Raw genomic sequence first — 11872 nt, forward strand, 5'->3', positions numbered from 1 at the left:
TGGCGCGCCGACCTGCCGGCCCGGTGGTCGCCAAGGTCGCGCCAGCCAAGCGCGCGGCCGCGCCCAAGCGCGCCAGCCGCAAGCGCAGCGAGACGCCGACCCCGGCCGAGTAACCGGATTGTTGCAAAGCAGCACGTTTTTCCAGACAATCGAAACGGACCCGCCAGTCCATCAGAAGACCGTTTGCTCCCCTCCCCTCTCGGCTTCGGACTGGCGGGTCTTTTTTGTCCGCCGTCCACCGCTGTCGCCTTGCCGGCGCCGTGACACGCTGGCGATACACTGACTTCCTTACGGCGCGTGTGCGGGTGCGAGCATGTTTTCCTGGATAGCGGCAGCGATCTTGGCAGTCGCGGCATGGCTGGCGGCCAGCCTCTACCTGTGGCTGGTACGGCGCCGCGAGAATGAGGCTAGCGCCGGACTGCATGCGCTGGCCGGCCTGCACTGGCGCGATTTCTCCTACATGGTGCGGCGCGCGATGCGCGAACAGCGCGACCTGCAGGACGCCACCGTCGACGAGCACACGAGCCAGGAACCGCAAAGCGACTTCGTGATGACCCGCGGCGACGCGCGCTGGCTGCTGTCGTGCAAGCACGGCCGCGCATACCGGATCGGCTCGGCCGCGGTCAACGAACTGGGCGCGGCGGCACGGCTGATGGGCGCGCAGGGCGGCATCCTGATCACCGAGGGCAAGGTGCAGCGCGACGGCATCGCCGCGGCCGAGAAGCAGGCGGTGGAAATCCTCGACGGCCCGCGCATCTGGCCGATGCTCAAGCCCTACCTGCCCAGCGAACTGGAAGACGGCGTGATCGGCGCCAGCCGCCGCCGCGCGCAGCGCCACATCGCCATCGCCGGCCTGGCCTCGCTCGCCCTGGGCGTGGTGACCGGCGTCGGTGCGCTGGCATTGCAGCAGCCCGCAGAGCCTCCGGCAGCCGTGACCGCAACAGCGTCATCGCCTACGCCCGCTGCCGCAGCCGCGCCTACGCCGGCCGCAACCACGCCAACGAGCACCACCGCTGCCGCGCCCCAACCAGCGCTGGACGACGCCGGCGACCTGGCCGACCCCGATCCCGCCACCGAACAGCGCAACCGCCAGGAACTCTCCAAGGCCCTGGCCGCCACCCCGGGCGTGATCCGCGGCATCTGGCAGACACAAATGACCCTGGTGGTCGACCGCAGCGGCGACGACGCCCAGGTGTGGCCGCGCATCTGCCGCGAAGTGGAGCGCTACCCGTCCCTGCGCACCGTCCGCATCCAGCTCAACCCGCGCCCGGGCCACGAGGAACCGGTGCGGTGGCGGCAATGCAGGACGTTTTGAGCGGGGATTGGGGAATCGGGAATGGGGAATCGGTAGAGCGGGCTATCGGCACGCGACGAGCATGCACGAGCGACTTTCCTGCCCGAATAGCACAGTAGCGGCCCTGCGTGCAGCCAGCGCTTTTGCAATTCCCGATTCTCAATTCCCGATTCCCAGCTCCTACCAATGGACGCCCCGCATCAACGCCGCAAACGCGATCTGCTCCTGGCTGGGCTTGGTCTCGCGTAGCGCCTTGCGGTCGCCCTTGGCCGCGGCCGAGTCGGGGAACAGTTCGAAGGCGGTGTTCATCACCACCTCGTAGGCCTTCGGCGCCACGGCGTTGACCAGGGCGGCGAAGATGCCCAGACGCGTGGCCACGCGGCTGGGGCGTTCGATGATCGCCTTGACCATCAGGTCGGCGGCCTCGTCCACGCTCAGCGTCGGCACGCTGTCGTACATCTTGGTCGGGGCGATCATCGGGGTCTTCACCAGCGGCATGTTGACCGTGGTGAAGCTGATGCCCTTGCCCGACAGCTCGCCCTGCGCGCAGCGGCTCCAGGCGTCCAGCGCCGCCTTGGAGGCGACGTAGGCGGAGAAGCGCGGCGAGTTGGCCAGCACGCCGATCGAGCTGACGTTGATGATGTGGCCCTTGCGCCGCGCGGTCATGCCCGGCAGCACGCCCATGATCAGGCGCAGGCTGCCGAAGTAGTTCAGCTGCATGGTCCGCTCGAAATCGTGGAAGCGGTCGTAGCTGAGTTCGATCGAGCGGCGGATCGAGCGGCCGGCGTTGTTGATCAGCACATCGACATGGCCATGCGCGTCCAGCACGGTCTTGAGCAGGCGGTCGCAGTCGGCCAGGTCCGACAGGTCGGCGGTGTAGGCGAAGACCTTGCCGCCCTTGGCGTTCATCGCATCGCGCGCGGCATGCAGTTCCTGTTCGCCGCGGGCCACGATGACGGTGATGGCGCCGGCCTCGGCGACGCGTTGCGCGGTGGCCAGGCCGATGCCCGAGGAGCCGCCGGTGATCAACACCACCTTGCCGCGGACCTTGCCCTTGAGCGAACGGTCGACGAACAAATCCGGGTCCAGATGCCGTTCCCAGTGGTCCCACAGGCGCCAGGCGTAGTCTTCCAGCCGCGGCACGGCGATGCCGCTGCCCTTGAGCGCGCGCTCGGTCTCGCGGCTGTCGAAGCGCGTGGGATAGGTGATGAACTTCAGCACTTCGCGCGGGATGCGGAAGTCGCGCAACAGCATGCCGGTGAAGCGGCGGATCGGCGGCAGGCTGCCGACCGCGGCGCGGATGCTGGAGGGCACGAACGCGAACATGCGCGCGTCCACCCGCAGGGTCATCTCCGGGGCGTGGCCGGCGCGGCAGAACACGTTGAGCACCTCGCCCACGCGCAGCGGCTCGGGGTCGGTGAGGTGGAAGGTGTGGCCGTCGAGCTTGGGCTTGTGCGCGATGTGGTCCATCGCGTCGGCGACGAAGTCCACCGGCACCAGGTTGATCCGTCCGCCCTCGATGCCGAGCATCGGCGCCCATGGCGGCAGCAGCTGGCGTAGCTTCTTGATCAGCGGGAAGAAGTAGTACGGGCCGTCGATCTTGTCGATGGCGCCGGTGCGCGAATCGCCGACCACCATCGCCGGGCGGTAGATGCGCCACTTGATCCGGGTCTCGGCGCGCACCAGCGCCTCGGCATCGTGCTTGGTGCGCAGGTAGGGATCGTCCAGGCCCTCGGCTTCCTCGAACATGTCTTCGCGGAAGATGCCCGGGTACAGCCCGGCCACCGCGATCGAACTGGTGTGGTGGAAGATGCCGGCGCCGATCTGCGCGGCCAGTTCCAGCGCATTGCGGGTGCCGTCGAGGTTGGCGATGCGCTGGTCCTCGGCCTTGGCGGTGAGATCGTACAGCGCAGCCAGGTGGAAGAAATGCTTGACCTTGCCGTGCAGCGTCTTGCGCTGCGCCGTGGTCAACCCGCAGTACGCCGCGCCGACGTCGCCGTGCAGCACCACCAGGCGCTTGGGATCCCAGCCCTGCTCGCGCACCAGCGCATCGAACTTGCGCTGCGACTCCTTGCGCAGCAGCACATGCACGACGCCCTTGCGCCGCATCAGCTTGGCCATCAGGTAGCGGCCGATGAAACCGGTGGCGCCTGTCACGAAATACGTCATGCCGAACCATCCCTCGTTCCGCGGCCACGGCCCCTCGCCCGGCCCCGGCGCTAACTTGCCAGAGTGCGGCGGGCAGGACAAACGCACGCCGGCGTATGGCGAACGTGCGGCATCGCAGCATCGGGCACCGGCGAGGCGACTGCGCGTTCCTCATCATCTGTGCTCGTCGCGCGTCGTGTCGCGTTCTGGAAGAGCGGCGTCAGCCGCGACGGCCTTCCACGGACACCTTCGTCGCGCCGGCGTACGTGAGTTGCCTGCAGTCGCCGCGCGCCGGGCTCAGCGCGCGCCGGGCGAGAACCGCGCGACCAGGTCGTAGGTGTCGCCGAGGAACACCTGGCGCACGAAGGTCACCGCCTGCTCGCCGCGCCAGGTGCGGCGGTCGATCAGTAGACACGCGGTGCCGGCCGGCACCTGCAGGTGCGCCGCCTGCGCGGCGCTGGCGCCGACCGCGCTGATGCGGTGTTCGGCGCGGGTCCACGGCACGTGCTGCAGCAGCCAGCTGCCGGGCACGGTCACCGCGAAGTCCATCTGCAAGGCCTCCGGCACCGCCACCGGATTGATCACCCGCTCTTCCAGCGCGAACGGACGGCCGTCGGCGTAGTGCAGGCATTGCAGCGCCAGCAGGCTGCCGCCCGCGGCGACCTCGGCCTCCTGCGGCAACGCCGCGCGCGGCGCGCGCTGCTGCCGCTCCAGCAGTTCGAAACGGTAGACATGGCCGCGCGCGGCGACCTCGACCGGGATGTCCGGGATTTCCAGCGCCACCTGCTCCATGTGCGGATGCGGCCGCGCCACGAAGGAACCTGCGCGGCGTCGGCGCTCGATCATGCCGGCGTCGGCGAGCAGCGCCAGCACCTTGTTGACGGTCATCCGCGAGCAGCCGTACTGCGCCATCAGTTCGTGCTCGAACGGAATGCGATGGCCGGGCGGCCACGCGCCGCTGCGGATGTGCGCCTCGATGTCGCGGCGGATGCGCTGGCTGAGCGGCAGCGTCGGCGCGGCCGGCGTCATCGGCAGTCCGTGCCGTGGCAGGCAGCGCACAGCGCGCACGGGTCGCGGCTCATGCGTCCAGCAACCGGGTCAGCGCACGCGCGTAGCGGGCGGCGACGCCCTCGCGCTGCAGGTGGCGGCCCTCGCGGACCAGCGCACGCCCGTGGCGCCAGACCGAACGCACCGCACCGCCGCGCGCGGCGAACAGCCAGCTGTCGAGCCAGGCGTCGCCGTCGCGCGCCTGCAAGGCCGGATGCGCGGCGTCCAGTTCGACCAGATCGGCCGGGGCGCCCTCGCACAGACCGTGTTCGACACCGAGCGCCTGCGCCGCGCCCTGCGCGGCGGACTGGAACAGCAGGCGGCCGCTGGACAGCGCGGTGTCGCCGGTGAGCACGTTGCGCCCGCGCAGGCTCAGGCGCTGGCCGTACTCGAGCAGGCGCAGTTCCTCGGCCGCATCGATCAGCACATTGGAGTCGGAGCCCACGCCGAAACGGCCGCCGGCGCGCAGGAAGTCCTGCATCGGGAACAGGCCGTCGCCGAGGTTGGCCTCGGTGATCGGGCACAGCCCGACCACCGCGCCGCTGGCGGCGAGGCCCTGCACTTCCGCGTCGTCGACATGGGTGGCGTGCACCAGGCACCAGCGCGCATCCACCGGCGCGTGCGCCAGCAGCCACTGCACCGGGCGCTGCCCGCTCCAGGCCAGGCAGGCGTCGACTTCGCGGGTCTGCTCGGCGATATGGATGTGCACCGGGCCGTCGCACAACGGCAGCAGCGCCGCCAGTTCGTCCGGGGTGACCGCGCGCAGGCTGTGCGGGGCCAGGCCCAGCACCGCGTCGTCCAGCCCCTGCAGGGCACGGCGGCTGCCGTCCAGCAGTGCGGCGAACCCGTCGACGTCGTGCAGCAGGCGCTGTTGCGCCGGGTTCGGCGCGGCGCCGCCGAAATCGGCATGCGCATAGAACACCGGCAGCAGGGTCATACCGATACCGCTGGTCTGTGCCGCGGCAGCCAGGCGCTGCGCCATCTCGGCGCGGTCGGCGTAAGGGCGGCCGTCGGCGGCGTGATGCACGTAATGGAACTCGCCGACCCGGGTGAAGCCGGCCTCGAGCATTTCCACGTAGGCCTGCTCGGCGATGGCCTGCAGATCGTCGGGGCTCAGCCGCTGCAGGAAGCGGTACATCAGCTCGCGCCAGCTCCAAAAGCTGTCGCCGCTGCGCCCGCCGATCTCGGTCAGGCCGGCCATGCCGCGCTGGAAAGCGTGGCTGTGCAGATTGCCCAGCCCGGGCACCACGATGTCCAGGCGCTGATCGCCAAGGGCTGCGGCCACGTCGCGCTCCACCGTGGCGATGCGGCCGCCGCGCACGCCGATGCGCACGTCGCGCGCCCAGCCCTGCGGCAGCAGCGCGTGCGCGCACCAGAATTCGCCCGATCCCGCGTTGCCGTTGGCCTGCTGCTGCGCCTGGGTCTGCACTGGACACCCTCCATCGACCACAATATTGTATATACAAAATAACCGACGAGCCTGCCCGTGACCATGCCCTGCGACACGCTCTGGCACAACGCGCACCTGATGACGCTCGACGCCGAGGACGGCGGACTGGGGCTGGTCCACGACGGCGTGGTGGCCTGCCGCGACGGCCGCATCGTCTATGCCGGCGCCGCAGCGCAGTTGCCCGGCCCGCTGTCGGCACAGCGCAGCATCGACTGCGGCGGACGCTGGATCGGCCCCGGCCTGATCGATTGCCACACCCACCTGGTCTATGCCGGCAACCGCGCCGGCGAGTTCGAGCAGCGCCTGCTCGGCGCCAGCTACGCCGACATCGCCCGCGCCGGCGGCGGCATCGTCTCCACGGTGCGCGCCACCCGCGCCGCCGACGAGGACGCCCTGCTCGCCGCCAGCCTGCCGCGGCTGGATGCACTGCTGGCCGAAGGCGTGACCACGGTGGAGATCAAGTCCGGCTACGGCCTGACCCTGGAGGACGAACTGCGCCTGCTGCGCGTGGCGCGGCGCCTGGGCGAACTGCGCGCGGTGGCCGTGTCGCCGACCTTCCTCGGTGCGCACGCGGTGCCGCCCGGCGCCGAGGCCCAGGCCTATATCGACGAGGTCTGCGAGCGCATGATCCCGGCGGTCGCCGCGCAGGGCCTGGCCGAGGCGGTGGACGTGTTCTGCGAGCACCTGGCGTTCACCCTGGCGCAGACCGAGCAGGTGTTCCAGGCCGCGCAACGCCATGGCCTGGCGCTGAAGATCCACGCCGAACAGCTGTCCAACCAGGGCGGCGCGGCGCTGGCCGCGCGTTACGGCGCGCGCTCGGCCGACCATGTCGAATACCTGGACGACGCCGGCGTCGCCGCCATGGCCGCGGCCGGCACCGTCGCGGTGCTGCTGCCGGGCGCGTTCTATTTCACCCGCGACACCCAGCTGCCGCCGATCGCCGCACTGCGCGCCGCCGGCGTGCCGCGTGCGCTGGCCACCGACTGCAACCCCGGCACCTCGCCGCTGACCAGCCCGCTGCTGGCGATGAACCTGGCGGCGACGCTGTTCCGGCTGACCGTGGCCGAATGCATCGCCGGCTTCACCCGCGAGGCGGCGCGCGCGCTCGGGCGCCAGGACCAGGTCGGCCGGCTGCGCGCCGGGCTGGCCTGCGACCTGGCGATCTGGGACATCGCCGAACCGGCCGAATTGGTCTATCGCATGGGCTTCAACCCGCTGCATGCGCGTATCTGGAGAGGACAATGAGCGACGACGAGATCCTGCTGCGCCCCGGCGCGGTCAGCCTGGCGCAGTGGCGCGCCGTGTACCGCGGCGCCAGCGTGCGCCTGGACCCGGCCTGCGCCGACGCGGTGCTGCGCAGCGCGCGCACCGTGGAGGCGATCATCGCCACCGGCGCGCCGGTGTACGGCATCAACACCGGCTTCGGCAAGCTGGCCAGCGTGCGCATCGAGCGCGAGGACCTGGAGGCTCTGCAGCGCAACATCGTGCTGTCGCACGCGGCCGGGGTCGGCGCGCCGATGCCGGTGCCGGTGGTGCGGCTGATGATGGCACTGAAGCTGGCCAGCCTGGCCCAGGGCGCCTCCGGCGTGCAGCCGCAGACGCTGGCGCTGCTGGAAGCGCTGCTGCGCCACGAGGTGATCCCGGTGGTGCCGTGCCAGGGCTCGGTCGGTGCCTCCGGCGATCTGGCGCCGCTGGCGCACCTGGCCACGGTGATGCTCGGCGTCGGCGAGGCCTTCGTCGGCGACGCGCGCCTGCCGGCGGCGCAGGCGCTGGCCCAGGCCGGGCTGCAGCCGCTGACGCTGGGCGCCAAGGAGGGCCTGGCCCTGCTCAACGGCACCCAGTTCTCCACCGCCTACGCACTGGCCGGCCTGTTCGAGATCGAGCGCGTGTTCCATGCCGCGCTGGTCGCCGGCGCGCTGTCCACCGAGGCCGCGAAAGGCTCGGACACCCCGTTCGATCCGCGCATCCACGCGCTGCGCGGCCAGCCCGGGCAGATCGACACCGCTGCGGCGCTGCGCGATTTGATGCACGCCTCGGCGATCCGCGATTCGCACCGCGACAACGACGTGCGCGTGCAGGATCCGTACTGCCTGCGCTGCCAGCCGCAGGTGATGGGCGCGGCGCTGGACGTGATGCGCCAGGCCGCCACCACCCTGGCCACCGAGGCCAACGGCGTCTCCGACAACCCCCTGGTGTTCAGCGACACCGGCGAGGCGCTGTCCGGCGGCAACTTCCACGCCGAGCCGGTGGCCTTCGCCGCCGACATGCTGGCGCTGGCGGTGTGCGAGATCGGCTCGATCAGCGAGCGCCGCGTCGCCATGCTGGTGGATCCGGCGCTGTCCGGATTGCCGGCGTTCCTGACCCCCAAGCCCGGCCTCAACTCCGGCTTCATGATCCCGCAGGTCACCGCCGCGGCGCTGGTCTCGGAGAACAAGCAGCGCGCCTATCCGGCCAGCGTCGACTCGATCCCGACCTCGGCCAACCAGGAAGACCACGTATCGATGGCCGCGCACGGCGCGCGCCGCCTGCTGGCGATGGCCGAGAACGCGGCCAACGTGGTCGGCATCGAACTGCTGGCGGCTGCGCAGGGCTGCGACTTCCACGCGCCGCTGCGCTCCAGCGCCGCCCTGGAAGCGGCGCGCGCGCTGCTGCGCGTCCGCGTCCCGGCGCTGCAGGACGATCGCTATTTCCACCCCGACATGCTGGCCGCCACCGCACTGGTGCGCGACGGCGCGCTGGCCGCGGCGGTGGGGATGCGGCTGCCCGAGGTTAGCGTCTGATCTGAAGACCCCGTCGTAGGAGCAGCTCTGCCCCTTTTTGGGATCAGCCGCGACCGGGCTTTACCAGGTAATGCCCCGTTCGCGGCTGAAGCCGCTTCCACAGAACAGCACAACGCGAGGCCGTATGACATCCCTGCCCGACTGGCTCACTGTGCACCGCGGCGATGCGCCGCTGATCCTCAGCTTCCCGCACACCGGCACCGACCTGCCGGAAGCGCTGACCGACCGTTTCGTCTCACCATGGCTGGCGCAGCGCGATGCCGACTGGTGGGTGCACCTGCTGTACGACTTCGCCAACGCGCTGGGCGCGACCACCGTGCGCACCGCGATCTCGCGCTCGGTGATCGACGTCAACCGCGACCCGGCCGGGGTGTCGCTGTATCCCGGGCAGAACACCACCGGGCTGTGCCCACTGACCACCTTCGACGCGCAGCCGCTGTACCGACCCGGGGCCGAGCCGGATGCGGCCGAGATCGACGCGCGCCGCGCGCATTGGTTCGCGCCCTACCACGCCGCGCTGGACGCGGAGATCGCGCGCCTGCGCGCCCTGCACCCGGCCATCGTGGTGTACGACGCGCATTCGATCCGCTCGCGCATTCCGCACCTGTTCGACGGCGAATTACCGCAGTTCAACATCGGCAGCGCCGGTGCCTCCGGTGCAGTGGACAGCAGTTGCGCGGCGGCGCTGACCGATGCGGTGGAGCGCGTCTGCGCCGGCAGCGGCTTCAGCCACGTGCGCAACGGCCGCTTCAAGGGCGGCTGGAGCACCCGCCACCATGGCGCGCCGGCCGACGGCGTGCACGCGATCCAGATGGAACTGGCCTGCCGCGGCTACATGCACGAGCCGGACACGGTCGACCCCAGCAACTGGCCCTCGCCGTGGCAACCCGAATACGCCGCGCCGCTGCGCGCGGTGCTGCAGCAGGTGCTGCAGGCCTGCCTCGACTTCGCCCGCAGCCCGGCCGCATCCGGCCGCGCCGCCGACTGACGCGCGCGCACCGCGTTCCGCTTTCCGCTTTCCGCGCATCCACCTGAGGATTCCCGCATGACCCGCCTCGACGCCACCCGCATCATCCAAGCGCCCACCGGCAGCACCCTCACCGCCAAGAGCTGGCTGACCGAAGCGCCGCTGCGCATGCTGATGAACAACCTGCACCCGGACGTGGCCGAGCGGCCGCAGGAACTGGTGGTGTACGGCGGCATCGGCCGCGCCGCGCGCGATTGGGAGAGCTTCGACGCCATCGTCGAGACGCTCAAGCGGCTGGACGACGACCAGACCCTGCTGGTGCAGTCCGGCAAGCCGGTCGGCGTGTTCCGCACCCATGCCGACGCGCCGCGGGTGCTGATCGCCAATTCCAACCTGGTGCCGCGCTGGGCCAACTGGGACCACTTCAACGAACTCGATAAGAAGGGCCTGGCCATGTACGGCCAGATGACCGCCGGCAGCTGGATCTACATCGGCGCGCAGGGCATCGTCCAGGGCACCTACGAGACCTTCGTCGAAATGGGCCGGCAGCACTACGGCGGCGACCTGTCCGGCAAGTGGCTGTTCACCGGCGGCCTCGGCGGTATGGGCGGCGCGCAACCGCTGGCCGCGGTGATGGCCGGCGCCTCGTGCCTGGCGGTGGAGTGCCGCAAGAGCAGCATCGACATGCGCCTGCGCACCGGCTACCTGGATACCTGGACCGACTCGCTGGACGAGGCGCTGCGCCTGATCGCCGAGGCCTGCGCGGCGAAGACGCCGCGCTCGGTCGGCCTGCTCGGCAACGTCGCCGACGTGCTGGCCGAGCTGTTGGCGCGCGGGATCAAGCCGGACCTGCTGACCGACCAGACCTCCGCGCATGACCCGGTCAACGGCTACCTGCCGCAGGGCTGGACGGTCGAGCAGTGGGACGCCAAGCGCTTCTCCGCGCCGAAGGAGGTGGAACAGGCCGCGCGCGCCTCGATGGCCAACCACATCCGCGCCATGCTCGGTTTCCACGCCCTGGGCGTGCCGACCGTGGACTACGGCAACAACCTGCGGCAGATGGCGCTGGAGGAAGGCGTGGCCAATGCCTTCGACTTCCCGGGCTTCGTCCCCGCCTACATCCGCCCGCTGTTCTGCCGCGGCGTCGGCCCGTTCCGCTGGGCCGCGCTGAGCGGCGACCCGGAGGACATCGCCAGGACCGATGCCAAGGTCAAGGAACTGATTCCCGACAACCCGCACCTGCACCGCTGGCTGGACATGGCCGCCGAGAAGATCCAGTTCCAGGGCCTGCCGGCGCGGATCTGCTGGGTCGGCCTGGGCGACCGCGACCGCCTGGGGCTGGCGTTCAACGAGATGGTCGCCAACGGCGAACTGAAGGCGCCGGTGGTGATCGGCCGCGACCACCTGGACAGCGGCAGCGTCGCCTCGCCGAACCGCGAGACCGAGGCCATGGCCGACGGCTCCGACGCCGTCTCCGACTGGCCGCTGCTCAACGCCCTGCTCAACACCGCCAGCGGCGCCACCTGGGTCTCGCTGCATCACGGCGGCGGCGTCGGCATGGGCTTCTCGCAGCATGCCGGCATGGTCATCGTCTGCGACGGCACCGAGGCGGCGGCCAAGCGCATCGCCCGGGTGCTATGGAACGACCCCGCGACCGGCGTCATGCGTCATGCCGATGCGGGGTATGCCATCGCCCTCGACTGCGCCCGCGACAAGCACCTGGACCTACCCGGCATCCTGCGCTGAGGCCGGCGCCCGTCCGCCGCCTGCGCGCGGCGGGCGGGCGCACGACGCGGCAAAGCGGAACTGCGTCACCCCTCGCACGATACAGCCTCAAGTTCGGCCGAGCCGCGCCGACAAGGGATGCATCGTTTCAAGGAGCCTGCATGGGCATCCTGATCTACCTCACTCCTGCCGTGGCGCTGTGGGCTGCCGTTGCCACAGCGTTCGCGCATGGCTTGTTCCAGCGTCTGGGGCATGCCTATCGGCGCGACGCGACTGCGAAGGAGACGATCGCGCGGTATCAGGCGGCGCTGAGCCAGCTGAAGGCGCAGGCCGCCGCCAGCGCGCAGGAACTGGAAACGCTGCGCCAGGACCACGAGCGCCTGCGCGCGACCTACGAATACGAGGCAGCGCCCGCAGCGGCGGCGTCCGCCAATGCCGCACCGACCGCGGCGCCTTCGCCC

8 protein-coding genes and 1 pseudogene are annotated in these 11872 nt (G+C 70.9%); 6 read left to right on the top strand and 3 right to left on the bottom strand.

The window, feature by feature from the left end:
• Positions 1 to 313 precede the first annotated feature (313 nt).
• On the top strand, positions 314 to 1315 hold the full coding sequence (locus D588_RS0108620) for a restriction endonuclease (RefSeq protein ID WP_026143518.1): 1002 nt from the start codon (positions 314 to 316) through the stop codon (positions 1313 to 1315).
• A 159-nt stretch (positions 1316 to 1474) separates the two neighbouring features.
• Here the strand turns inward: D588_RS0108620 and D588_RS0108625 are convergent, their stop codons facing one another.
• From D588_RS0108625 to D588_RS0108635, 3 genes are all read right to left on the bottom strand, one after another.
• Entirely contained in the window at positions 1475 to 3463 is a 1989-nt protein-coding gene (locus tag D588_RS0108625) for an SDR family oxidoreductase (protein ID WP_017915678.1), read from the bottom strand.
• A gap of 276 nt (positions 3464 to 3739) precedes the next feature.
• A complete protein-coding gene (hutC, locus tag D588_RS0108630; protein WP_017915679.1) occupies positions 3740 to 4471 on the bottom strand; it encodes a histidine utilization repressor in 732 nt (243 codons plus the stop codon).
• Between the two features lie 49 nt (positions 4472 to 4520).
• Positions 4521 to 5918, bottom strand: a complete 1398-nt coding sequence (locus D588_RS0108635; RefSeq protein ID WP_017915680.1) for a formimidoylglutamate deiminase — start codon at positions 5916 to 5918, stop codon at positions 4521 to 4523.
• A 63-nt stretch (positions 5919 to 5981) separates the two neighbouring features.
• Between D588_RS0108635 and hutI the strand changes: the two genes are divergently transcribed.
• From hutI to D588_RS0108660, 5 genes and pseudogenes are all read left to right on the top strand, one after another.
• Positions 5982 to 7184 carry an imidazolonepropionase gene (gene hutI, locus D588_RS0108640; RefSeq protein WP_026143520.1) on the top strand — a complete coding sequence of 401 codons (1203 nt, stop codon included), beginning with the start codon at positions 5982 to 5984 and terminating at the stop codon, positions 7182 to 7184.
• Positions 7181 to 8719: a histidine ammonia-lyase gene (gene hutH / locus D588_RS0108645; protein WP_017915682.1), complete on the top strand. Its 1539-nt coding sequence runs from the start codon at positions 7181 to 7183 to the stop codon at positions 8717 to 8719. The genes hutI and hutH overlap by 4 nt, the downstream gene beginning before the upstream one ends.
• Before the next feature lie 124 nt (positions 8720 to 8843).
• Positions 8844 to 9707: an N-formylglutamate deformylase gene (gene hutG, locus D588_RS0108650; protein ID WP_026143521.1), complete on the top strand. Its 864-nt coding sequence runs from the start codon at positions 8844 to 8846 to the stop codon at positions 9705 to 9707.
• Positions 9708 to 9764: 57 nt separating this feature from the next.
• The gene (gene hutU / locus D588_RS0108655) at positions 9765 to 11432 is read left to right on the top strand and encodes a urocanate hydratase (protein ID WP_017915684.1); all 1668 of its coding nucleotides are present in this window, start codon (positions 9765 to 9767) and stop codon (positions 11430 to 11432) included.
• Between the two features lie 140 nt (positions 11433 to 11572).
• A pseudogene (locus D588_RS0108660) lies at positions 11573 to 11872 on the top strand (hypothetical protein); the annotation flags it as partial.

The organism is Xanthomonas sp. SHU 308, assembly GCF_000364645.1.
Classification (GTDB): domain Bacteria; phylum Pseudomonadota; class Gammaproteobacteria; order Xanthomonadales; family Xanthomonadaceae; genus Xanthomonas_A; species Xanthomonas_A sontii.

Excerpts from the sequence above, each read along its gene's own strand:
- D588_RS0108620 (WP_026143518.1), top strand. The coding sequence starts at position 314 with ATGTTTTCCTGGATAGCGGCAGCGATCTTGGCAGTCGCGGCATGGCTG.
- D588_RS0108625 (WP_017915678.1), bottom strand. The coding sequence starts at position 3,463 with ATGACGTATTTCGTGACAGGCGCCACCGGTTTCATCGGCCGCTACCTG.
- hutC (WP_017915679.1), bottom strand. The coding sequence starts at position 4,471 with ATGACGCCGGCCGCGCCGACGCTGCCGCTCAGCCAGCGCATCCGCCGC.
- hutI (WP_026143520.1), top strand. The coding sequence starts at position 5,982 with ATGCCCTGCGACACGCTCTGGCACAACGCGCACCTGATGACGCTCGAC.
- hutH (WP_017915682.1), top strand. The coding sequence starts at position 7,181 with ATGAGCGACGACGAGATCCTGCTGCGCCCCGGCGCGGTCAGCCTGGCG.
- hutG (WP_026143521.1), top strand. The coding sequence starts at position 8,844 with ATGACATCCCTGCCCGACTGGCTCACTGTGCACCGCGGCGATGCGCCG.
- hutU (WP_017915684.1), top strand. The coding sequence starts at position 9,765 with ATGACCCGCCTCGACGCCACCCGCATCATCCAAGCGCCCACCGGCAGC.